At 60.3% G+C, this 23,756-nt stretch carries 18 protein-coding genes; 5 read left to right on the top strand and 13 right to left on the bottom strand.

Annotated elements, in window-relative coordinates; translation table 11 throughout:
- The first annotated feature begins 17 nt into the window (after positions 1 to 17).
- The gene (locus tag OHL18_RS21235; RefSeq protein WP_263376887.1) at positions 18 to 1,727 is read left to right on the top strand and encodes a glycoside hydrolase family 9 protein; all 1,710 of its coding nucleotides are present in this window, start codon (positions 18 to 20) and stop codon (positions 1,725 to 1,727) included.
- A 3-nt stretch (positions 1,728 to 1,730) separates the two neighbouring features.
- Here the strand turns inward: OHL18_RS21235 and queD are convergent, their stop codons facing one another.
- The 3 genes from queD to OHL18_RS21220 form a co-directional block, all read right to left on the bottom strand.
- On the bottom strand, positions 1,731 to 2,108 hold the full coding sequence (queD, locus tag OHL18_RS21230) for a 6-carboxytetrahydropterin synthase QueD (RefSeq protein ID WP_263376886.1): 378 nt from the start codon (positions 2,106 to 2,108) through the stop codon (positions 1,731 to 1,733).
- 84 nt (positions 2,109 to 2,192) lie between these two features.
- The gene (locus tag OHL18_RS21225; RefSeq protein WP_263376885.1) at positions 2,193 to 2,438 is read right to left on the bottom strand and encodes a hypothetical protein; all 246 of its coding nucleotides are present in this window, start codon (positions 2,436 to 2,438) and stop codon (positions 2,193 to 2,195) included.
- Positions 2,439 to 2,538: 100 nt separating this feature from the next.
- A complete protein-coding gene (locus OHL18_RS21220) occupies positions 2,539 to 3,630 on the bottom strand; it encodes a TolB family protein (protein ID WP_263376884.1) in 1,092 nt (363 codons plus the stop codon).
- A gap of 412 nt (positions 3,631 to 4,042) precedes the next feature.
- Here OHL18_RS21220 and OHL18_RS21215 point away from each other — a divergent pair, with 412 nt between their 5' ends.
- A complete protein-coding gene (locus OHL18_RS21215) occupies positions 4,043 to 4,546 on the top strand; it encodes a hypothetical protein (RefSeq protein WP_263376883.1) in 504 nt (167 codons plus the stop codon).
- 137 nt (positions 4,547 to 4,683) lie between these two features.
- Here OHL18_RS21215 and OHL18_RS21210 read toward each other — a convergent pair whose 3' ends face one another.
- Both OHL18_RS21210 and OHL18_RS21205 read right to left on the bottom strand, forming a co-directional pair.
- The gene (locus OHL18_RS21210; protein WP_263376882.1) at positions 4,684 to 6,777 is read right to left on the bottom strand and encodes an ATP-dependent DNA helicase; all 2,094 of its coding nucleotides are present in this window, start codon (positions 6,775 to 6,777) and stop codon (positions 4,684 to 4,686) included.
- A 28-nt stretch (positions 6,778 to 6,805) separates the two neighbouring features.
- Positions 6,806 to 7,276, bottom strand: coding sequence for a hypothetical protein (locus OHL18_RS21205; protein WP_263376881.1), 471 nt, complete (start codon positions 7,274 to 7,276; stop codon positions 6,806 to 6,808).
- Positions 7,277 to 7,342: 66 nt separating this feature from the next.
- Between OHL18_RS21205 and der the strand changes: the two genes are divergently transcribed.
- Both der and OHL18_RS21195 read left to right on the top strand, forming a co-directional pair.
- Positions 7,343 to 9,268: a ribosome biogenesis GTPase Der gene (gene der / locus OHL18_RS21200; protein WP_263376880.1), complete on the top strand. Its 1,926-nt coding sequence runs from the start codon at positions 7,343 to 7,345 to the stop codon at positions 9,266 to 9,268.
- A gap of 49 nt (positions 9,269 to 9,317) precedes the next feature.
- Positions 9,318 to 11,021, top strand: a complete 1,704-nt coding sequence (locus OHL18_RS21195) for a GMC oxidoreductase (protein WP_263376879.1) — start codon at positions 9,318 to 9,320, stop codon at positions 11,019 to 11,021.
- Here OHL18_RS21195 and OHL18_RS21190 read toward each other — a convergent pair.
- The 8 genes from OHL18_RS21190 to rodA form a co-directional block, all read right to left on the bottom strand.
- Positions 11,014 to 12,429: a PP2C family protein-serine/threonine phosphatase gene (locus OHL18_RS21190; RefSeq protein ID WP_263376878.1), complete on the bottom strand. Its 1,416-nt coding sequence runs from the start codon at positions 12,427 to 12,429 to the stop codon at positions 11,014 to 11,016. The two genes, OHL18_RS21195 and OHL18_RS21190, sit on opposite strands and share 8 nt — an antisense overlap.
- A gap of 42 nt (positions 12,430 to 12,471) precedes the next feature.
- Positions 12,472 to 13,833 carry a methylenetetrahydrofolate--tRNA-(uracil(54)-C(5))-methyltransferase (FADH(2)-oxidizing) TrmFO gene (trmFO, locus tag OHL18_RS21185; protein ID WP_263376877.1) on the bottom strand — a complete coding sequence of 454 codons (1,362 nt, stop codon included), beginning with the start codon at positions 13,831 to 13,833 and terminating at the stop codon, positions 12,472 to 12,474.
- A gap of 70 nt (positions 13,834 to 13,903) precedes the next feature.
- Positions 13,904 to 14,404: a GNAT family N-acetyltransferase gene (locus OHL18_RS21180; RefSeq protein ID WP_263376876.1), complete on the bottom strand. Its 501-nt coding sequence runs from the start codon at positions 14,402 to 14,404 to the stop codon at positions 13,904 to 13,906.
- Between the two features lie 115 nt (positions 14,405 to 14,519).
- The gene (locus OHL18_RS21175) at positions 14,520 to 15,503 is read right to left on the bottom strand and encodes a hypothetical protein (protein ID WP_263376875.1); all 984 of its coding nucleotides are present in this window, start codon (positions 15,501 to 15,503) and stop codon (positions 14,520 to 14,522) included.
- A 198-nt stretch (positions 15,504 to 15,701) separates the two neighbouring features.
- On the bottom strand, positions 15,702 to 19,616 hold the full coding sequence (locus OHL18_RS21170) for an Rne/Rng family ribonuclease (RefSeq protein WP_263376874.1): 3,915 nt from the start codon (positions 19,614 to 19,616) through the stop codon (positions 15,702 to 15,704).
- Positions 19,617 to 20,284: 668 nt separating this feature from the next.
- A complete protein-coding gene (locus OHL18_RS21165; protein ID WP_263376873.1) occupies positions 20,285 to 20,482 on the bottom strand; it encodes a type II toxin-antitoxin system Phd/YefM family antitoxin in 198 nt (65 codons plus the stop codon).
- Positions 20,483 to 20,541: 59 nt separating this feature from the next.
- A complete protein-coding gene (locus OHL18_RS21160) occupies positions 20,542 to 21,498 on the bottom strand; it encodes a hypothetical protein (RefSeq protein WP_263376872.1) in 957 nt (318 codons plus the stop codon).
- Between the two features lie 99 nt (positions 21,499 to 21,597).
- A complete protein-coding gene (rodA, locus tag OHL18_RS21155; RefSeq protein ID WP_263376871.1) occupies positions 21,598 to 22,701 on the bottom strand; it encodes a rod shape-determining protein RodA in 1,104 nt (367 codons plus the stop codon).
- Between the two features lie 86 nt (positions 22,702 to 22,787).
- Between rodA and OHL18_RS21150 the strand changes: the two genes are divergently transcribed.
- Positions 22,788 to 23,717 (top strand): Nif3-like dinuclear metal center hexameric protein, encoded by a 930-nt coding sequence (locus OHL18_RS21150; protein WP_263376870.1) that lies wholly within the window; start codon positions 22,788 to 22,790, stop codon positions 23,715 to 23,717.
- Positions 23,718 to 23,756 lie beyond the last annotated feature (39 nt).

Below are 23,756 nucleotides of genomic sequence, written 5' to 3'. Positions count from 1 at the left end.
CATCTATGATGTTTTCTATGCAACGCAGATCTCTGCTCAGATACCTCGCAGCCACGGCGACGATGTCACTCAGCCGCGGCTTCAGTCTCGCCGAAACGCGTCCACCGCAGGGCGTGTACTTCAATCAACTTGGCTTTCAGCCGACACGAACGAAGATTGCCACCATCGTCAGTTCGAGCGAAACAATCTTTCGCATCCACGATGACGTGACCGGTAAGGTCGCCTTCAAGGGCAACCTTACCCCGCCGGTAAAGGACGAAGCTTCTGGGGACACGGTTCGGCTGGCAGACTTCTCTGCGCTTAGGACATCCGGTGTCTACCGCTTCGAGATTGGGAACGCATTAAGCGCCCCCTTTCCAATCCGCGACGACGTATATGCGAATGCGCTCTACCTGACGATGCGGTCGTATTATGGGCAGCGCTGCGGCTGCGCCGTTGACCTCGGCGGCGGCTACCGTCACGCTGCCTGCCACCTCGATGGCGCTTATCACGTTTCCTCGGGCAAGACCGGCAAGCTAGCCAGCCACGGCGGCTGGCACGATGCCGGCGACTACGGCCGCTACGTCGTGAACTCCGGCATCACCTGCGGCACGCTGCTATGGGCGTGGGAGATGTATCCCGATGCGCTGCGCACGCTGAAGCTCGACATACCGGAGTCCGGCAAGGGAACGCCCGATCACCTCGCCGAGATTCGCTGGAACCTGGAATGGATGCTCACTCTTCAGGACATCGACGGTGGTGTCTTTCACAAGCAGACCAGCGAGCACTTCTGCGGCTTCATCATGCCGGAGGACGATCATCTCACGAGCTATGTCATCGGCACCGGGAGTGCGCCCTACAAGAGCACCTGCGCCACCGCCGATCTGGCAGCCGTCATGGCCATCGCCTCGCGCTGCTACCGCCCGTTCGACGCGAACTTCGCCGAGCTTTGCCTTAAGGCATCGCGGGCCGCGTGGACATGGGCGAAAGCCAATCCTGATGTCGAGTTCACCAACCCTGCTGGCGTTTCGACGGGAGGCTATGGCGATAGGGACTGTAGCGATGAGATCGAGTGGGCGTCAGCCGAACTCTGGCGCACGACGGGCGAAGAGCAGTACGAAAAGGCATTTCTGCAGGCGCTGGCGAAGGGTCTCAGGATCGACGCGCCCGGATGGGGCGGCGTGATGCCAATGGCCTGCTGGACGTATCTGATGAGCGAGCGAGGTGGCTCGGTCGAGGCCAAACAAAGGATTCGCGAGGCCACACTCCGCGCTGCGGATGATCTCGTGCTGCGCAGCAAGGCCAACGGCTACGGCAACACGATGTCTCTGCGTGACTATAACTGGGGGTCTAACTCGGTTGCCGCAAACCAGTCGCTGCTGTTGTTTGTCGCACACCGCATTGCCAGGAAGAGCGATCACGTCGACTGCGCGTTGAGCAACCTCGACTACCTCGTCGGTCGCAATTGTCTTGGCGTCTCCTGGGTTACGCAGTTGGGAATACGTCCGTTTATGCACCCACATCACCGTCCCAGCGCCGCCGACAAGATCGAAAAGCCCTGGCCCGGCCTGCTCTCCGGCGGCCCCAACTCCGGCCGCAGCGATTCAGTCGCGAAGGAGCTTCCGCAGCTTCCACCCATGCGCATGTGGGCCGACGACGAACGCGCTTACTCGCTCAACGAGATCGCGATCAACTGGAACGCGCCGCTGGTCTTTCTACTGGCTGCGGCCAATTCGGCAGCGGCCTAGGCCCTATTCGTAGTAGCGGGCGAAGCTGGTGTCGGTCTCGTAGATGGTAGAGTCCTTGACGCGGACGCGACCACCAGTCATGTCGCTGAGCTGCTGCGCGGTCTGCTGGTAGAAGTAGCGAGCGAGGTTTTCAGCGGATGGGTTGATCTCGTCGAACGGCTTGAGGTCGTTGATCATCTGGTGATCGAGATAGTCGACGACGGGACGCAACAGGTTCTTGAGCAGCTTGAAGTCGAGAAGAAGGCCCGTCTCATCGAGCTGATCGCCGATCAGCGTTACGAAGATTTTGTAGTTATGGCCATGCGGATTCTCGCACTTGCCCTGGTAGTTGCGCAGGTAGTGGCCGGAGGAGAAGCCGGCTTCTACGGTGACTTCAAACATTGCTTTCGTCGATCCCTTCGTGCATCGCGGCCGGATAAAACGGAGAACAGCCACAGCATTGATTGTATCGGTTTACGGAGTGAATCAGCGCGAACGCTTGCGGCGGCGCTCTTCTTCGGCGCGGCGCTCCGCCTGCTCGAAGAGCGAGGAAAAGATGCCTCCGAGGGTCACTAACAACGAGATGACGAAGAGCCCGAGGCCCATGGTGCGCCAGAGTGAGGTGTCACCGGGCGAGCCGGGCTGCTGCGCGATGTTGGTGAACGAGACGCCGCAGGAGACCAGAGCGAAGAGGAAAAGCGTGGCGGCGAGGATGTAGAGGTTGCGTCCCATGGGGCTTAGACAAGGATACTTGAGGAAGTTCCTGCGATTGAAGTACGACCGCCGCACGAGAGGAGTTCGTGAAGGCAGATCGACAGCCCTTTGAAAGGATTCAAGGCTGCGTGGTGGGGTTCCAGTCCGGACCGAAGCCGGTGGCGATGAAGGTCCACGAAGAGCCCGCAAGGTTGGTGAGGGTGACGCCGACGTGCTGCATATCGCTGGGGCAGAAGAGGAAGACGAGGATCTGAGTGCCGTCGGGCGAGCCTTTGGGGACGCCGACGGTGCAGTCGGGTTTGGTGGCGATGCTGAGGTCGTTCTCTACCTTGCCGGGGGTGTAGGCGGCGCTTGAGTAGGCGTAGAGATGGCGAAGCGTTTGGGTGTGGTCGGCGGGCAGGGGCGAGAGTCCGCGCGAGCTGTAGACGGTCTGGCCGTCGGCGCTGACGCCGGGATCGGCGTCGCCGTAGGGCTCCATGTTGGGCGGGGTGCAGTGGGGGCCGCCATCGGTGACCTGGGTACGGGAGGTGCCGTCCGGACGGATCTTGTCGAGGCGGACCTTGAGGCAGCTGTTGGTGGTCTGTTCGACGACGAAGTAGATCCAGTTGTCGCCAGACTTGTCCCCAGCCCAGGCGAAGTCGTGCCAGACGAGGTCGTCAATGGCTCCGGTGGGTTGGCCGACGAGGTGCTGGCCGGTGCCGTCGGGATTCATGATGTAGAGGCCGGTGCCGTCGTAGGTGCCGAAGGCGATGTGCTGGCCATCGGGCGACCAGGTGGCCATGATGGCGGTGCCGGTGGTGGTCAGGCGGGTCTCCGTGGAGGTGGCGAGGTTGTAGATGAAGATGTCGCAGGTAGGAGCGACGTCGCCGAACTTGCCGGCTAGGAACTTGGTGTAGAGGAGGCGGGTGCCATCGGGCGAGAAGTGGGAGAGGAACTTGTTGAGTGTGTCCTGCTTGATCTCGACGGTGTTGGAGCCGTCGAGGTTCGCAGTGTAGAGCTCCTGGACAGCGACCTGGCCGGGGACTCCGGGGCCGGTGTAGGCGATCTGGGGCTTCGCGGCGGGAACGGGAGCAGGCAAAGGACTACCGCCGCCACCGCAGGCGATGAGAGCGAAGAGCGCCAGCAACAACATGAGCGGAAGAATGCGGGCTTGTTTCTTTTGCCGCAGTGCTGGAAGGGATGGGGACACAAGGTAGAGGTCGCCGATCATGTTGCGCCTCCTGCGAGACAACGTCGTTATCTTACCGAAGTTTGCTATGACAGCGTTAGAGTGGGTGAGATGGGTGGTCTGGCAGGACGGGTCTTGGACCTGGTGGGTAGGGTTGGGGATGGCGGTCCCAAGGGAAACGGGGTCAGGTCTCTGTAGCCAGCGTACTGCCAGGTCAGATAATGAGACGTAATTTCCTTTACTGGGCCAAGGACAGATGATTCAATTGCGGATCGGGGAAAGAGCCTTGCTGTAATACATTGCCCCGCCTGAGGGGGCTCGAGCCGCTATGACTAGTTTCCACCAACAGTTACTTCTGACGCTTCTTGACAAGGGGGCTCTTGCTCTCATAGCACTGCTGCTCGGCTATTGGATAAGCAGGAGACTAGAGGACTATAGAAATGCTCAGAAAAAAATGTCTGATCTCGAAAGAGACAAAGTCGTCCTCCAAAATGAGATTGAAAAAAACAAACGCACACGTGAGATCGAATTTCGAGAGAAGCAGCTTTCTTCGTTTTATTGGCCGGTTTACTTTCGCTTCGTGAAGGATAGCGCGCTTTGGAGGATCATTCCTCAGTTATCGGACACTGCAACACGGATTCCGGATCGCATCGGGCGTGAGATCGAGCTGAACTACTTGATCAAGAATCAAGAGGAGATCGTCTCTCTCATCGAATCGAACATCTATCTTGCGGGAGCAGACGAAGAACTAGCGGAAGGCTTTGCGGCCTACATCCGGCACGTCGCAGTCTATCGGGCACTTAGGGCCACGAACACCTACGATCTCAATCCGATCGACGTGGGTGAGCCGTTTCCTGACGGCATTATCCCAGCGATTGAAGGGCGTCTGAAGAAGCTCCAAAGCGATTACGAGAGGCTAGTCAACAGCAACATCGGAAAATCCCAAGAGAAAGACTGACTCATGAAAGACGTCGACGCTAGGTATTCCCGTCGAAAATAGAAGGATCGGCCCTTGAAGACCCGCTGCTGGGCATCGGTCTTGATATGTGCCTATTTGCAGTGGGGCCGAGAGACGATTGGCTGAGCCACCGAGGCTCAGCGCTGGTCGTTGAAGAAAGCTTCCACATCCCCAATCTCCTGCGTGACGCGATACGGGGGCAGCGAGTCGAGGAAAATCTTTCCGTAGCGCTGGCGCTGGATGCGGGGGTCGAGCAGCATCAGCACTCCCCGGTCATCGAGTGAGCGAATCAGCCGTCCGAAGCCCTGCTTCAGCGTGATGACGGCGGCGGGGACCTGGTAGTCGAAGAAGGGCTTGCCGCCCTCGGCTTCGATGGCGTCCATGCGGGCTTTAACGACGGGGTCGGAAGGTACGGCGAAGGGGAGGCGGTCGATGATGACGCAGGAGAGTTGCTCGCCCTGCACGTCGACACCCTGCCAGAAACTCGAAGTACCGAAGAGAACGGCGTTGGGTGTGTCCCGGAACTGTTGCAGCAGGACGTGGCGTGGGGCGGTGCCGTGGAGTAGCAGCGGGTAAGGCAGTTGGGCGGAGATGCGCTCGTGCATGTCGCGCATGGCGGTGTAGCTGGTGAAGAGGCAGAAGGCACGCCCCTGCGTGATCTCGAGGACTCTCCGGATGCGTTCGGCGGCGCGTGGTGCAAAGTCGGGGTCGCTGGGGATGGGCAGGTTGGGCGGAAGGTACAGCAGCGCCTGCTTCTGGTAGTTGAAGTGGCTGGGCACGACGAGTTCGCGCGCCGAGACAAGGCCGAGGCGCTTGCGGATGTGGTCGAAGCCAGCGCCGGTGCTCTCCTGCGGTTGCTGATTGGCGCTGGGCGTGGAAGCTACAGTGAGGGTCGCCGAGGTGAGGACGACGGAGCTGTAAGCATCGAAGAGCGAGGTAGCGAGTAGCTCCGAGACGTCGATGGGCGTCGCCTGCAGGTGCGTGTTGAAAGCGGGAGCGTGTGGGGCGCGGGCCAGGTTCTTCACTCCTCCGACAGCTCGGCGCTCGATCCAGAAGACAGTGTTGCGGTCGGTCGATTCGAGCAGGAAGTTCAGACTGCGACGGATGTCCGAGGCGCGGTTGCGCAGTCCGGGAATCTCGTCGACGTTCTTCACGCGCTCGAGTTCGCCTTCGAGCCGGGTGAGCGCGTTGAGCGTGGCCGTGTAGGAGTCGCCGCTCTCTTCGAGGAAGTCCACGCGGCGGTCGAAGGGCATGCGACCGATGTTCGCGTTGCTATCAGAAGGCAGGGCGGCAAAGAAGAGACGGGCGCGGTCGTGCAGGCTAGTGCAGGCGCTGGTGATGGAGCTGGAGAGCGCGTCCTTGGACTTGAGCATCAGCTCGATGTCTCGGGTGAGTTCGTCGAAGCGCTGTGTAGAGAGGCCGATGCCAAAGTAGTTGCTGGCGACCGCTTCGAGCTCGTGGGCCTCGTCGAAGATGACGGCTGCGGCTTCGGGCAGGATGCCGGCGTCCTGCGCTCCGGCAGCCTGCTGCTTGATGGCGAGGTCGGCGAAGAAGAGATGGTGGTTGACAATGACGATGTCGGACTCAAGCGCCTTGCGCCGCATGCCGGTGACGAAGCAGCGCTCCCAGTCCGGGCAGGACTGGCCAAGACAGGCCTCGGTGCGAGCGTCGAGCTTGTGCCAGAGTGGGGAGTTCTCGGGGAGCTCGTCAATCTCGGCGCGGTCGCCGGTGGGGGTGTCGCGCTCCCAGGAATTGATGGCGTTGAACTGCGAGATCTCTTCGAGGCCGTTCAGTAACGGCGTTGCGCGCAGGGCGTAGAGCTTGTGGCGGCAAAGATAATTGCCGCGGCCCTTCATGTAGCAGACCTTCAGCGGCCCGAGCAGCGATTCGAGGAATGGGACGTCCTTGAAGTAGAGCTGCTCCTGTAGGTTCTTGGTGCCGGTGGAGATGATGATGCGCTGCTGGCGCTCGCGGGCGATGCGAAGGGCGGGCAGAAGGTAGGCAAGGGTCTTCCCTGTTCCCGTTCCCGCTTCGACGATGAGGTGTCGCTTGTCGGTCAAGGCGGATTCTACGGCTTTGGCCATCTCGAACTGGCCGGGGCGGTGCTCGAAGGCGAGGGTAGATTCCGCGAGGATGCCGCCGGGAGAGAAGAACTCCTTGAGCGTGGGCAGGCGGCCGGAAGGATTAGGGTTCGCGGGCGGCGCAGGCACGATTTGAACGGGTGAAGACACAGTGGACTGTGTCGATGATATCTGCGGACTAGGCGGAGGAGAGGCGTTTGCCGGGCGAATATTTTACGAAGCTACTCCATAGCCAGAATTGGCCACAGATGTAGACGGCTGCCAAGGTCAGGAGGTACGGGGCCTCGTAGCGGACAATTTGCACGACGTTCCGGTACGGATCATTGAAGTCGTCATTCCAGTAGTGCGAGACATAGAGAACGGCAGAGACGTAGTGAATCGCAACAGCTACAGGAAATATCCATCTCCGGGATGTTTGAGTGAGGGCGGCTATTCCCGCCCAGAGCAATGGCGGCCCCAAAAGGCTGTAAGTAGAGACCAGCCCCACTGAAAGAGACATCGGAAAGCTTGCGGCAAACGGCAACGGAGCTTCCGAGATGACGACCGCGAGGTAAATTCCGTCGCCTCCTCCGGCTATGAGGACGCTCAAGGCGACAAGAGCGATCCCATAAGCTGCTCCAATCAGAGCCTTCTTTGCAGGTATTTTCACGATCGTTCCTATAATAGAGGGTGAGGTCTGCGCGCATTGATTCGCGTTGGGCAAGAAGGGTGAACAATGGCGCAAAAAGACGATCGGAAGAGATTAGGCAAGAAGCACCGGCAGGCAGCGACGCGGCCCAAGAAGGGGCGCGCGCCGAAGTCGACGCCGACGACCGGAGCGGTCGATCCGCGCAAGCGCAAGGTCATTTCAACGGCAGCCGCGAAGAAGGCTGCGGCAAAGAGGATCTCGCGGCGGTCGCCGGAGTTTGAGTCCAAGAAAACGATTGCGACGGGGGAAAAGCCCACCCATCGCACTAAAGCCGCGATGGATGGGGCACCCGGCCGTGGCGGTAAGGAAGCTCGGCCAGCCGACGGCATCGTTGGACGGCAGACGCCGCGTTCAGCGAATGTGGCTGGCCGCGAGCGCTTGATCGAGGACGACTGGCGCGACGTTGAGGCGATTGCTGCTGGATTCTCGGTGGAGACAGGCGTTGCGGCTGAGGCTGCGGACCTGCCGCTGATCGCGGTCTGCGGCCGACCCAATGTGGGCAAGAGCACGCTGTTCAATCGGTTGACGGGATCGCGGCGTTCGATCGTCGGCGACGAGCCGGGTATTACACGCGACCGCATCTACGGCGAAATCGAGTGGATGGGACGCGATGCGCGCATCGTCGATACCGGCGGCGTAATTCCCGATGACGAAGCGCTGATCCCAAGCGAGATCTTCCGCCAGGCGCAGGTTGCGCTGGAAGAGGCTGACGCGATTGTGATGGTCGTCGATGGACGGACGGAGCTTGCATCGCCTGATCTGGAGTTGGCGCGGCTACTGTTGCGCGGTGGCAAGCCGGTCTTCCTCGCCGTGAACAAGATGGACACGGATGCTCTTCTGGCGGGCGCGGAGAACTTCCGTCGGCTCGGCTTCCGCAACGTGATGCCGATCTCTGCTGAGCATGGATCGGGCATAGGCGATCTGCTCGATGCGGTCTTCGAGGTGCTTCCCGAAGAAGGTGAGCACGAGCCTGAAGCAGTGATGCTGACCACGGACAACGAGCTTGAAGAGGATGAGGACGGGCCGGACTTTTCGCCGGAGCCTTTGCAGCATGAGTCAGACGCAGCGCCGGTAAAGGTGCGCCGACTGCGCTCGCATGGCGAGTACGACAACAAGGAGACAAAAGTCGCCATTATCGGGCGGCCCAATGTGGGCAAGAGCACGCTGTTGAATGCGCTGACCGGCACCGATCGCGCGATTGTCTCGCCGATTGCGGGGACGACGCGCGATGCCGTCGATGAGGTGGTCGAGCGCGGCGGGCATAACTTCCGATTCGTCGACACAGCTGGCATCCGCCGCAAGGGCAAGACAAAGCTGATGGCCGAGAAGCTGTCGGTCATCATGGCGAGGAAGCACCTTGAAGCGGCGGACGTTTCGTTGCTGGTCATCGATGCGGGTGAAGGCGTTGCCGCTGCCGATGCGAACATTGGCGGCTACGCGCACGAGAGCGGACGCAGCGTCATCATCGTCATCAACAAGTGGGACCTGATGACGAAGGTCGGTCCCGACGGTATGCGGCTGTTCGACGGCAAACCTCCTGCCGACCAGAAGATCTACGAGCAGGATGTTCGCGACAAGCTGAAGTATCTGGACTACGCTCCGTTGCTATTCATCTCCGCGGCCGATGGAAAAAACATCGAGTCAGTCTTCAAGAAGGTGGAGCTGGTTTCGCGCGAGCGCCGCAAGCGCGTGACGACGGGCCAGATGAATCGCTTCCTTGAGAAGGTCGACTTCCAGAAAGCCAGCGTTCCGATGAACAAGCGTGTGCGGATCTATTACATGACGCAGGCTGCGGTGGCTCCGCCGACGTTTGTGTTGTTCACGGACAAGGATGTGAAGCTGCACTTCTCGTTTGAGCGGTTCCTGGGAAATCAGATTCGCGAGAACTTCGGGTTTATCGGAAGCCCGATCTGGTTCAAGGTGAAGGCGAGGAATAAGAAGAAGACGGAGTAAACCTGATATCGGTCGCCTTGCGAGCTCTCTCAGGCGCATCTAACCGGCTATGGCGACGACCTACGACGCGATTATTATCGGGACCGGTGCAGGTGGAGGAGCTCTTGCCCACCGTCTGGCTAAGGCGGGCAAGCATCTCCTGATCCTTGAACGCGGCGGGTTCATGCCGCAGGAGAAGCTCAACTGGGACACGTCCGCTGTCTTCATCGACAACCGGTACCACACCAAAGAGGAGTGGCAGGATAAAGACGGTAAGCCGCTGCATCCGCAGCAGGCCTACTTCGTTGGTGGCCAGACGAAGGTCTATGGGGCGGCGATGTTTCGCATGCGGGCCGAGGACTTTGGCGTGATCCAGCACAAGGGCGGCATCTCGCCCGCATGGCCTATCTCCTATGCGGACATCGAGCCTTACTACACCCAGGCGGAGGAATTGTTTCATGTCCATGGCAGCCTGGGTCCAGGTGGAAATGGCCCGGAAGTGGCGGATGGAATGGGCAGCAGCTTCGATCCCACCGAGCCCTTTCACTCGAAGCCTTATCCATATGCTGCCTTCGAGAATGAGCCCAGGATGCAGGCGATCGAAGACGACGTCCGCGGGCTCGGCGTCAACACCTTTCCTATTCCGCTGGGACTGAAACTCAATGCGGCTGATCCGGTGGCGAGCCAGTGCATCCGATGCGATACCTGCGATGGCTATCCCTGCCTGATGCATGCCAAGTCTGACTCCGACATCAACTGCATTCGCGAGATCATGCATCTGCCAAACGTGACCTTGATGACGAACGCGCGCGTGTTGCGGCTGTTGACGAATGCGTCGGGAACCGCCGTTCTCTCTGTAGAGGTTGACCATGGCAAGGACGGCATAGCGAGCTACGAGGCGGGCTTCTTCGCCGTCTGCGCGGGCGCGATCAACTCTGCCGTAATCCTTCTGGCATCGGGCAATGACAAGCATCCACGTGGTCTGGCGAATGGCTCTGACCAGGTGGGGCGCAACTTCATGTATCACCAGGCCGATGCGCTGCTTGCGCTCTCGACCCAGCCAAATCACGACAGCTATACCAAGACCTGGGGCACAAACGACTTCTACCTGCGGGACACGGACGATAACTATCCGTACCCGCTGGGGCAGGTGCAGCCGGTCGGCAGCTTTCATCACGAGATGATGAAAGGCGATGCCCCTCCGCTCACGCCGGGCTTCGTGCTGGAGACGATGAAGCAGCATGCGGTGCCGTGGTGGCTGACCACCGAAGACCTGCCTGATCCTGACAATCGCGTGACCCTTCACAACGCGACTCCGAACTCAGTCAGTACCGCTTCCCCCGGCGTTGCCGGGGCACATGGCGCCAGTGATACCGGAAGGGTGAACGAAGCTACCGCGGGACAGATCGCCGCGCCAGGAAGGATCCAGCTATCCTACACGCCGAACAATGTTGAGAGCTTCAATCGTCTCAAGGATCGCTGGGTCGATGTGCTGAAGCGAGCGGGACACGCGCAGACTTCTGTGCCTCTACATGCATACTTCAAGAAGCGGATTCCGCTGGAAGGTGTCGGCCACCAGAATGGAACATGCCGCATGGGACATGATCCGGCGACGAGCGTTCTGGACGCCAACTGCAAGGCGCATGAGTTGGACAACCTCTATGTTGTCGACGCGAGTTGCTTCGTATCAGCGAGCGCCGTGAACCCGAGCCTCACGATCATCGCCAACGCTCTGCGGGTCGCCGATCACCTGCTCGCTGAAAGGCTTAATTGAGGCTGTGAATTGACTCCAGGCTTAGACTGGATTTATCTGTAACTGCGACAGGCACAATTTCTTCGAGTCGTCGCGTGTCTTGAAGTTCGGGCCTCAGCGCCTCGGATTCGAAGACAAGCAGGGTGATGTCATCTGGCTGCGGGGTTCCGTCGGCGAAGAGGTGAAGCGCTTTGAAGACATCCTCCACGATCACATCCGCTCCCTTGCGGCGATGCTGCATCGCGGCGATCAATCCCTCTTCGCACCACTCATCCCCAGCAGCATTGATCGACTCGGTAACGCCGTCGCTGTAGACCAACAGGAGGTCGCTGGGCTCGATTTCGATCGTCTCCTGTTCATAGGTGCAGTCGGGGAAGAGACCCAGCACTGGGCCGCCGCGTTCGAGCCGGAGGACATCCTTACCGCGCAGCAGCAGCGGTGCATTGTGGCCCGCATTGACGTAAGTCAAAGAGCGCGTCTGCGGCTTGTAGAAGAAAACAGCGAAGGTGGCGAATCGGTTCTGCGCCGAGGCCTCGTGGATGAGCCGGTTAAGTTTGAAGACAAGCTGCGTGGGGCTGAGGTCGTTGTCGAGTATGAGCGTACGCAAGGAAGCGCGAAGTGTCGCCATCAGTAAGGCCGAAGAGATGCCTTTGCCGCTGACGTCGCCAAGGGCGAAGCAGATGTCGCCATCGACGGTGAGGAAGATGTCGTAGTAATCGCCACCAACGGCCTGTGCGGAGACACAACGACCGGCAATGGTCGCACCCGGGATGCTCGGCACTCGCTGCGGAAACATGCGCTCCTGCACCTCGCGTGCGAGTTCGAGTTCACGGTTGGCGCTGGCTCGGTGAGCAGACTCTTTGCTGAGGACTTCAAGCGTCATGGCGGCTTCGAGCGCGAGACCGACGTGTTTGCCAAGCTGGCGAAAAAGATAGAGATCGTAGAGTGAGAAGCCCTTGTTGCCGCGCTGGGCAAGCGCCGCGAAGCCAACCAATCCGGTGCGACCGACCAACGGCAGCAGCATCTGGGCATGCAGCCTGTCGAGCACCGCGATCTCGTCGTTCGAGGCCAGAAGACGCCATGCGTCGGTGCGCCCCTTATCGAGAATCGTGGGCCGCGAGTTTCGTTTCAGATGCGAGATGGTGGAGGAGTTCGTGGCGAACGGCACGCCCGAGACGTTGACGTTGCCTGAAGTCCGCACGACCTCAAACGAGTTGTCACACTTGATAAGGATGGTCAGTGAAGAGAGATCCAGCCCTGTTACCAATGTCTGCGTGAGATAGTTCAGCAGGTCATCGAGACGAAAGATCTTGGCGACCCGGGCGAATATCTCTTCGAAGAGTATCCGGCGATCGAAGACGCGGAGGACGAGGTGCCTTCTCAGCCAGCTTCCGGCTGTCGTTCGCGGATTGGCGCGTCTTGTATCCATTCCCGGTGTCGTCAAAGGATACGCGAAGCGCACCGGGATGGTTCAGTGGTCAGTTAGCGAGTGCAGCCACGCGCCCCAGGCTGCAAGGGCGCGTTCGCACTGCAGCTTATGGCGCTCCTTCTTGTCGCGCATCTTCTTACGGAGTTCTGCCTCTAGCGGTGGAAGGAGGTCGAAGGTGATGTTCGCCGGGGTGAATTTTTTCGTCTCGGCGTGGGTGATGTAGTGGGTGAGGCTGCCGTTGGCGGAGGCTCGCGGCGCGGGCGTGGGCGTCTTGCCGCTCGCGATGGCTGCGGCGTAGCGGCCAACCAACATGCCGCTGGCGATGGACTCGGTGTAGCCTTCGACGCCGGAGAGCTGGCCGGCGATCATGATGTTTGGGTGGGCCTTGAGTTGCAGCGTCTCGGTGAGCAGGCTGGGAGCGTGGATGTAGGTATTGCGATGGATCTGGCCGTAGCGCAGGAACTTCGCGTTCTCGAGGCCGGGGATGAGGCGGAGAACGCGTGCCTGCTCGCCGTACTTGAGGTGGTTCTGGAAGCCGACGAGGTTGTAGCTGTCGGCGCGGAGGTTCTCCTGGCGAAGCTGGACGACGGCATAGGGCCAGCGGCCGGTCTTCGGGTTGGTAAGACCCGCGGGCTTCATGGGGCCGAAGCGTAGCGTATCGCGGCCGCGGCGGGCGGTCTCTTCGATGGGCAGGCAGCCTTCGAAGTACTGGAGCTTGTTGGCAGTGCCGTCGACAGGGAATTTTTCCCAGTCCTTCGCTTCGACGTTCTCGGCGGTGGTCAAGGCGTCGAGGAAGGTCTCGTACTCCTCTTTAGTGAAGGGGCAGTTGATGTAGTCGGCGGTGCCCTTGTCCCAGCGGGCGGCGAAGTAGACCTTGTCCATATCGATGGTGGTGGCGTCGACGATGGGTGAGATGGAGTCGTAGAAGGCGAGGTGATCGGCGCCGGTGAGGCGCTGGAGTTCTTTCGTAAGCGCCGGACTGGTAAGCGGGCCGCTGGCGAGAATTGTAACTATTTCAGGATCATTCTCGTGGAGTTCGGTGACCTCTTCGCGATAGACGGTGATGCGAGGCTCGGCGGAGATGCGGGCTGCGACTCGCGCGGAGAAGAGTTCGCGGTCGACTGCGAGGGCGTGGCCGGCGGGGACGGCTGTCGCGTCAGCCTCTTCGAGAAGAGGCGATCCGGCGCGGCGCATCTCCTGCTTGAGCAGCCAGGGCGCGGAGTTTTCGCTTTCGGACTTGAGCGAGTTCGAGCAGACGAGCTCGGCGAAGTCGGAGGTTTGATGGGCTTCGGTAGAGCGGTGCGGGCGCATCTCGTAGAGAGAGACTTCGCAGCCGAGTCTGGCGGCAGTAAGTGCGGCTTCTGGGCCGGCGAGGCCACCGCCGATGATCTTGATCTTTTTCATTTTGTGGCGAGTCCGAAATACGGGGATTCTTCGCTACGCTCAGAATGACCGACTCCAAGCGTAGACGAGATTATTTTGCAACTTCTTCAGTTACATATTGTTTTGCGAGATTCCTGAGGGCTTCGCCATCGATCCGCATCCCGCGCCACTCGCTCTTCATGACTGCGCCCATGGCGTGGTAGAAGTCGATTGAAGGTTGGTTCCAGTCGAGAACGCTCCATTCGAAGCGAGCGCAGTCCTCTTCCACGGCGATGGCGGCGAGCTGGGTCAGTATGGACTTGCCGATTCCCTTCCCGCGCTGTGCGGGCTGGACGTAGAGATCTTCAAGATAGATGCCGGGTCGGCCTTCCCACGTGGAGTAGTTGTAGAAGTAGAGCGCGAAGCCTACGGGTGTTGCGTCCCACTCGGCTATGAGGCAGTGGAAGCGGCGAGGTTCAGTGAAACCGTCGCGGAGTAGGTCCGCCTCCGTGGTGAAGACGGCGTCGGGTTCGCGTTCGTAGAGAGCTAGTTCTCGGATGAAGCCAAGGATGGCTGGAATGTCAGAAGGAGTTGCGGGGCGGAGGGTCAGCATGGGTCGGAACTTCTCTTTCGTCGGCGTGTCCTCTCTATTGTAGGTTGTCTACAACGCTAAAAGGCCCGGCAGGATCAGTGCCGGGCCTCTTAGCGTTTGCTTCAATTGAATGACGTTAGAAGCGGACTCCAAAGGTAAGTGGAATGTAGGTGGTCTTTGCGCTGTTCTGCGGGAAGACGTTGAAGTAGGTGGCGCTAAGGCTGGTGCCGGTGGTGCCGTCGTAGTAGGGACGTGATGAGTTTGCGGTGTAGACGTAGCGCGCTTCGCCGTAGAACTTGAGGTCGCTGAAGCGCGACAGCTTATAGGTGAAGCCGACGCCGCCGTTCACACCAAACGCATTACTTGTGTAATCGTCGATGGTTGCGTTCGCTTGATACTCGTAGCATCCGTAATAGGGGTCGCAATACTCTCCGGTTTCAGGCGTCGTGAAGTCGGTGACCTTGTGGTAGAAGCCGACGCCGCCGATAACGTAGCTGCCGAACTTGTCGGCCTGAAAGAAGGTGTACTGCGGGCCGACGGTGAAAGACCAGATATGGGCGTGGCCGCCGACCTCGGGGAGACCAGCCTGCACGTTCTCGCCGTTATAGATGGCGAGAAGATTGTTCAGCGTGTTGGTCTGGATGCCGAAGTTGTGCCAGTCGAATTCGATCAGCGCGGCGAACTTCTTATTGAAGTTGCGGCCGCCACCGACCTGGAAGTCATAGCTGGGCGAGAAGTACGCGTGCGTGCCGCCCGTAGGAAGGGTAACTCCAGCGCCGCCAAAGAAGGTGTATTTCGCGGAGCCGTCGGCGTTATGCGAAGAGTCTGCATAAACCGGGCGGCGGCCGTAGCGACGCGGAGGAGGCTGCGGCGTGGGATTGGCGATGTAGCCTACCGCGTCGGCTGTCTCTTCCGCACCGGCGCTGGTGCTGTAGCCGATCTCCGCGGGCGCGTCGTTGGCGGCGATCAGCGACTGAGTCGTCTGCGGCGCAACGAAAAAGATGGACTGTGCGGCAGATGTGGCTTGCTGGGCGTGAAGGCCGAGCGTGGCCGAGCCAGCGAAAACTGCTACGGCTGCGACCCGGGTGAAGATCTGGAGAGGGCGGGACGATATCTGCATCGATGGGACTCCGTAAAAAGGTTCTGCTTACTTGTTCCCGTTCAACCCGGCTTTTCGCCGGTTGTTGCGGGCTGTGTATGTATGACGCACGAAAGGTAGATTTGGACTACTGAGTTTCACCGACGGAAAAGTGAAAGGCGCGGCTGTGGCCGCGCCTTTTCACTGAGATCAACATCAGCAGTTCACCAGCGGTGAGTCTTAGTGGATGTCGAACTGCTCCGGGTGGAGGCTGGGATCGCTCTTTACGAGGATGGTCTTGCCGACCATCTCTTCCATCTCCTGCAGCCATTTTGCGGTGCCGGACTTCAACTGCTTGACCACCTCCGGGTGCACGCGGAGCATCACGTCGCCGCGGTCGAGATGCTTGTGCATCTTGCGCATCTCGATGTAGATGTCGTTGCAGACGGTGATGGGGGACTTGGTCATGCCGGTTCCCTGGCAGACGCCGCAGGTGGTGGAGAGTGTACGTTCGAGCGACTGCTTGACGCGCTTGCGAGTTATAGCGACGAGACCGAAATCGTTGAACTGGAGAACCTTTGAAGGGGCGCGGTCGGACTTGAGCTCTTCTTCAAGCGCGGCCATGACCTTGTTGCGGTTCTTGCGTTCATCCATGTCGATGAAGTCGATGATGATGATGCCGCCGAGATCGCGCAGACGGATCTGGCGAACGATCTCCGGGATGGCATCGAGGTTGGTCTTGACGATGGTGTCTTCGAGCCGTGCGGTCTTGCCGACGAACTTGCCGGTGTTGATGTCGATCGCGACGAGAGCCTCTGTCTGGTTGATGACAATCGAGCCGCCGGACTTGAGCCATACCTTCGAGCGGAGCGCCTTGTTGATCTCTTCGGTGATGCCGAACTGTTCGAAGAGCGGCGTCTCTTTGGTGTAGAGCTTGACGCGGCGAATGAGCTGCGGCTGGAAGCGCTGCAGGAAGCGCAGGACGCGCTCGTACTCGCTCTCGGTATCGACCCAGATGGCGGAGAAGTTGTCGGTGACCTGGTCGCGCAGGATGCGCTCCACCAGATTTAGGTCGTGGTAGATCAGCGCTGGCGACTTCGACGATTCCGACCGCTGCTTGATGTCGGCCCAGAGGTTGAGCAGGAAGCGGAGGTCGGAGCGGAGCTCGTCCTCGCTTGCGCCCGAGGCGGCAGTGCGGACGATGAAGCCGCCGGAGGCCTCGCCCTTCTCGGAGAGCAGAATCTCCTTGAGGCGGCGGCGTTCGCTGTCGGACTCGATCTTGCGCGAGACGCCGGTGTGGTTGACGGTCGGCATGAAGACCAGGAAGCGGCCGGGGAGAGCGATGTGCGAGGTGATGCGCGCACCCTTCTTGGCGATGGGCTCCTTGGCGATCTGAACGAGGATCTCCTGGCCGGGCTTCAGCAGGTCGCTGATGGCGGGGAGATTGGTCGCCTGCATGGACTGGCGCGAACGTCCGCCACCACCGCTGAAGCGGGTGCGGTCGCCTTCGCCACCGGTGTTCCGGGAGCGGTTGCGGTCACGGTCGCGGCCATCGCGACGTCCGTCACGGCGGCCATCGCGTCCGCCTTCGCGGCGGGGGCGGCGGTCGGAGTCGGTGCGGGAAACGGTGCCTTCAGTGTCGGGGCCGGGTTCGCGGAAGGTGTTGGCAAAGAACTCGGCGTCGGCGGCGGACTGCTCGGTGGGCTTGCCGTCTTCGGTGATGCCCTCCTCTTCAAACTCGGCAGAGCCTTCGGCGTCTTCCTCTTCGAAGTCTTCGTCCTCGTCTTCTTCGGACTCGCCGTCGACGGGGCGTGTGATCTGGTCGATGGACATCTCGCGAAGCATCGTGCCGAGGTCGGCTGCGCCTTCGAGGGTCTCCTCTTCGAGATCATCGAACTCTTCGTCGTAGTGGGCGTGGAGAGTAGTCGCCTCGTGCTCCTCGTCGTCCATCAGCTCTTCTTCTAGAGCGCCGGTTCCGGGGGCGAAGCTCTGGAGGCTGTTCGTGCTGACGACGCTAGACTCATGCAGAATAGGCTCGGTCGGAGCGGCAGCGTGCTCGGCCACGGGAGCGACGGACAGTTGCTCGGAACGCATCTCGCCCGTTGACGCAATGGTGGTGATCTCAGTTGCGGCGGTCTCGGCGGGAGCGAAAAACGGCGGCGGAGGCGGAGGGACGCCGGTGGTGTCGAGATGCGGCACGGGCTCGTGGTGAACGACCGGTTCGACAGGCTCAGCTGCGGCGTGGAGTTCTACGGCGTGCGGCTCAACCTCGGCGTTATCTTCGTCGAGACGGTTGAAGGGGTGGGAGTGGTCGACGTGGATGGCCGGCTCTTCAGGGACGGACAGCTCTTCAGGAGCGTGGCCGTCGGCCGCATCGACAGCGTCTGCGACCTGTGGTGTCTCCTCTTCGAGAAACTCTTCCTCGAAGACTTCTTCTTCGATTACGGGTGCGCTTTGGCGAAACTCGCTGGGAGCGACGGGGTCGACGCGGTAGGAGGCAGAGGCCTCGCTGGGCTCGTACTCGGTTTCGATGTGAGCGATGGGTTCCGTTTCGACCGCTTCCACCGGTTCGGGGGTGCCGGGCTCGGGGATGGCGGCGATGGGATCGAGAGCGGCGGGGATGGTCTCCACGAAGGGCGATTCCGGCTCGTGGTGCGCAACTGCTGCGATCTCGTGCTGCTCGTCGACCGGCGAGACGACGCTGAGGCCCTCGGCATCGTGGATGACCTGCGGAGTTGCAACTGGAGCTGGGAACTCCTCGTTGCGGAAGTTCTGGCGAGTGTCCTGACGGAACTCGGAGCGGCCTTCACGGCGACCGTCGCGACGCGAATCACGGCTACCTTCGCGGGGTGCATCGCTGCGATTGCGGCGAGAGAGGGTCTCGCCCGGCAGAACTGCGCCGCCATCCCACGCGGTCGCGACAAAGTCGTCGATGACGGTCGTTGGCTTGGGGATGATGACGTTGGCGGGAACGCTGCTGGCCGGTGCGTGAGCTGCCTCGGCGAGTGCGCCGTCGCTGTCGCGGCGGTACTTCCCGAGCGACTCGCCGGGAAGGATGATCGGCTCTACCGGTGCGGAGGATTCTTCTTCGGTGGAGGCGGAGTCTACGCCGTGCAGTCCAAGGGAGGGAGCGAAGCCGCGAGGAACGCGCGGGGCGCGGTCGCCACGGTCGTTGCGGCCATTGCGATCGCCACGGCCACCACGATCATTCCGACCGCCGCGGTCGTTTCGGCCACCTTCGCGACGCTGGCCGTCGCGAGGCGGAGCAGAGCGGGCGGGTTCGTCTTCGCCGGTGTACGTCTCCTGGACGGGAGCGGCTGCAAATGTCTCAGGGATCTCTTCGTGGTGCTCCACAAAGTTTGCGTTCTCGGAGGCGAAGGGAGCGGAGTCTTCGGATTCTCCAGAATCGGATGCGGCTACACCGTTGGTCTCGGGCGTCGATTCACCAGGCTGACCTGAGACTCCACGGCCACGGCGGCGGCCACGACGGCCACGCCAGCGGCGGCTACCGTCTGCACCGGGAGCGCCTTCGCCGATGGTTTCGACGTCTGTCGAAGAAGGAATGAAAGATGGAGAATCAACAGCCGCGAGCGGAGCCTCTTCGTCGAAGGGGCGGTCGGCGGCAGGAGTACGATCGCCATTGTTTGGGGTGCGGTCGCCATTCTGGCTGCGGTCGCCGTTGCGATTACCGCGTCCACGGCGATTGCGGCCACGACCGTTGCGGTCGCGATTTCCTTCCGAGCGGCCTTCGCCGTTGCTCTCTACAGGAGCGCTGACGCTGGCTTCGATGGTGAGCGGAGCTGGACGCTCGCCACGGTCTCCGCGATCATTGCGGTTACCACGGTCGCCGTTCCTGTTGTCGGAACGAGGGCCGCGGGCTTCGCCGCTGCCGCCATGGGTGGCTTCGAAGTCAGCCGAGTCGCCGGCTTCTTCCATGAAGTCGGTGATGTAAAGGAAGGCGTCGCGCTCCAGGCCGATATCCACAAAGGACGACTGCATGCCGGGAAGAACGCGGGTGACGCGACCGTTATAGATGGAGCCGGCGAGCGTGTACTCGTTTTCGCGCTCGTAGTAGATCTCTGCGAGTTCGTCGTTCTCGACGATGGCGAGACGGGTCTCGTGGGGGGTGCTGGAGATGTAAATTTCCTTCGACATGGCTCTGCTTTCTGCCCGGACGGGTTAGGTCGCGAGCGGCAGGCAGACGAAGGATCGGGAGCTTGCGCCTTGCTTGGAAGCTAGGCGGCGCTCACCTCTGGTGAGGACAGGAGGCGGAATGCTGAAGCTGCGAGGGCGACTACCGGCTGGAGATCTGCCTGGGCACACTTGGAGGAGCGGCCTGAGACGGCGCGGCGTGTGTCGGAACCACGGGGATATGCTTCTTGCGGCGATCGGCATGCGGAGGTGACCAAGACAGCCTCTTTAAGAGGCGGGGCCGTTTGCCTTCCGGATACGATCATTCCAAAATCCTGTCCGGCCATCGGAGTCGATCCTCAGCCTGGCCGGCCTTTTTCTAAAGTCTTGTTGCCGCTGCCGGCGCCTTGCGCCAGAGGGAGCGGGTTGTTGCGCTGCACGGCGTCTGACCGTACAGGTGTTGCGCGTAGCATTGCACCAAATCTGCTGCATCTACTGCGATCCCTGCAGTTTCTATACGACCGGCGAGTAAGTCAACCGTGACTGAGAGAGGGGTTGCCCAAGGCGATCCGGGGTAATCCCGGGGTCCGCCGAGGTTCGGGCTGCCTAAGATATTTCTACCACTTTACCGGTCGTTCACAAAGCGGGTGGTCTTCCGCAGATGCATCCGGCCCCGGACAGGGATATTGAGATCAAACTGTGGGGCCCGATTGAAGCACCTCCAGCAGGGTTGGCTTTGCCATACCGCTCATACGCTTCCACTGCTCGATGGGCACCACGGCGACCTCGTCGACGCCACGCCGAGTGATGATCTGCGGCCCATCGCGTTTTGCCGTATCGATCAACTCGGTAAACTTAGCCTTTGCATCTTGCAGCGCCTTGGAATTCATAGATGAATAGTCCTCGCTGTATAGGTACCAAGCCAGTCAATCGTACCTTTTCCATCCGTTTACCGAGGGCGAGGCGTGCGCAAATTTGGCCCATTTCCCAGCAGTCGCTGCTCAAACGATGTTAGAGTCCGCTCACTCACTCCAAGAAGCATCGCGATTCCAAGGACAAGAAGCATGTTGGTAATGGGACAAGGTACAACTCCATACGCTGTACATGCTGCAAGTGCGTCAGCAAACCCCAAGTCTTTGATTGTTAGAGGCAACACGCCCCAACCCAGGAGAGCAACACCAATCAAACTTCCGATTGTGCCAGTTGATATACGACTTCTAATTCTCCTGCCATAGGCGTTCAACTCCCCCGACAAACTCACATCGAGCGATGGCATCTTTGCCATGACACTCACCGAACTTCCGACGGCACCTGCAGCGATCAGGCCCAGCCACATTGCAAAAGGAAACAAATGAGCGATATAGAAGCACAAGCCTGCAATCAAGAGCAACGCGGCGCTTGAACCGAACAGCCAACGGGTATATCGGCGCATTGTTTCCTCGTACTCGTCGATGTAGTCGGTCCACTCATCTAATTCGATGAAAACTGCGTGGAGAGCAGCGCGTGCAGCGTATGGTGACACATCAGGCCGATCGACAACCTTGGCAAAACTATCGCGGAGCTTTTTGATGGATGGTCTGGGAATGCCCCAAAGTTCCATGTTGTCGATCACGCGATTTCCTTCGTCTCGGGCCTCTCCCATTGGACAGAAGTAGGCGCTCGCAATACCTTGCGATTCGCCATCCGCAATCAGGTCTTGTAGTTCGGTGAAAGAGGTCGAGGTTTTCACTGCTGCTTCGATGGCAGTAAATTTACTCAGCACGATCTTCAGTAGATCGTTGTCTATTGGGTCATCAGCAGGGCGAGCCCGTTGCGCCATCAACTCGACGTTGATCCTGTCGCCGGTGACGCTGGACAGAGCTTCTTCACGCCTCTTTTCTAATTTCCCCTCTTGCGAACCGCGCATTTATCGCTCCATCAACGAGTATCTCAGGACGTTTGCTCGAACGTTATCGAATTTGGCGGACCATTTCTTCACAATTCGTCCGAGGCTTGAAGTAGCGAATCAATTCACAAACCGCCGTATGCGGATGTTCATCACGATTCCCAGCGCCAGAAATGTGAACAGAATCGACGATCCGCCGTAGCTCATCAGCGGCAGCGGAATCCCGGTGACCGGCATCAGCCCGACAACCATGCCTATATTGACGGCGATCTGAAAGACGATGACCGCCACTATCCCCATGATAATAAAGGCTCCGGGGAGGTCGGAGGCGGTCTGGGCGTTCTGGATTAGGCGCATCAGGATGAGGAAGTAGAGGACGAGGACGCCGACCGCGCCGACAAATCCGTGCTCTTCCGAGAAGGCGGCAAAGATGAAGTCGGTGTAGGGGATGGGGAGGAAGTCGCCCTGGGTCTGGGTGCCCTTGTTGGCTCCCTTGCCCCAGATTCCGCCTGAGCCAACGGCGATGAGCGACTGGCGAATCTGGTAGCCGGAGCCCTTGGGGTCGTTGTCGGGGTCCATGAAGGCTGTAAGGCGGGCCTTCTGGTAGGGCTTGAGGAGCTTGCCAGACTTCCACGCGATTCCGCCGATGAGGGCGAAGACGAGCAGCAGAATCGCCGCCTGCTTGATGCGCAGACCGCCAAGGAAGAGGCCGCAGACCAGGATCGGCACGTAGGTCAACGAGGTGCCAAGATCCGGCTGGAGCAGCACCATCGCCATGGGGACGCAGACCAGGGCGAAGACCTTGCCAATGTCCTTCCAACTCAAATCTCGTCCGGCTAGCCCCCAGAAGTAGCGGGCAACGGCGACAATCAGGACGAGTTTGACCCACTCCGACGGCTGGAAGTGGAAGCTGCCGAGCTTGATCCAGCGGCGGGCTCCGAGGACCTTGCTGCCAACTAATCGGACAGCTACGAGCGAGACCAGGCTGATGCCGTAGGCCCAGGGGGCGATGTCGATGAGCGTGTGGTAGTCGACGATGGAGATGATGAACATCAGGACGAGGCCGACGAGGAGGAACTCCACCTGCTTGGTCTCGAAGCCGCGGAACTTGGTCTGGAGCGTCGCGGACTTGATCTCGAGTACGCTGATGACCGAGAGCAACAGAACGAAGCCGAGCAGCACCCAGTCGAAGTCGCGGAAGTAGGTGGAGTTGAAACGACGCATGGGTTAAGCATCTTCTAAAAGCAGCCGGATGGCTACAGGCGCGGGGTGTTCGTGCCGATTCCTGCCGAACGGGGCAGGACGGTAAGATGGCTGGCATGACTTGGACTCTTCCTTTTCCCGTTACGGTGCTCCGCATGGCGGTCGCGCTTGGATTCGTTGTTCTGGCACCGTTTGCGGCATCTGCGCAGGCACCGACGGCTGGTGAAATGTGGCTGAGGATCCAGCATCTGTACGCGGCGGCACCTCCGGCGGACACTGTGGATACGCTTAAGGGTGGAGATCCGTCGACCCCGGTAACAGGCATCGCAACTACTTTTCTGGACACGATGGACGTTCTGCGCGAGGCGGTGAAGCGCGGCGACAACCTGATCATCACGCATGAGCCCACGTTCTATAACCATCGCGACGAGACCAAAGACTTCGTGAATGACCCGGTCTACAGGGAGAAGATGGCCTATATCGTAGAGCACCATCTTGTGGTGTACCGGCTGCATGACGAGATCCATGCTGCTCCTAAGGGCGATCACATCCTTGAAGGCGTCTATAAGGCCTTTGGCTGGGAGAAGCTGCCGCACCCTGCGTTTCCGCATGGCGAATACTTCGTCACGATTCCGACAACGACACTGGGGGAGCTGGCCAGGTCGCTGAAGGAGCGGTTCCATGCGGAGACGATGCGGGTCGAGGGCGATCCCAGCCTGGTCATCTCTCATGTTGCGCTGGTTCCGGGCGCGGCGGGTCTACAGAAGCAGGTAGCCGCACTCAATGCTCCGGATGTGGAGTTGCTGATTGCGGGCGAGGCGAGCGAATGGGAGACGGTCGAGTACGTGAGGGATGCGATTGCGCAGGGCAGGCACAAGGCGATGATTCTGCTTGGGCACGAGGTTTCGGAGGAGCCGGGAATGGAGCAGTGCGCGATTGAATTACGCGAGCTATTTCCGGGGATGCGGGTGGATCATATTGTGGCGGGGCAGCCGATGTGGAACCCGGATCATCCGCCTGTGCCAAAGTCGAAGTGAGTTTTCGATTTGATTGTGCGGGGTGAAAGATGAAATGTG

The sequence above is a fragment of the Granulicella aggregans genome (genome assembly GCF_025685565.1).
Taxonomy (GTDB): Bacteria; Acidobacteriota; Terriglobia; order Terriglobales; family Acidobacteriaceae; genus Edaphobacter; species Edaphobacter aggregans_B.
This window is presented reverse-complemented; position numbering and strand designations above follow the sequence as displayed.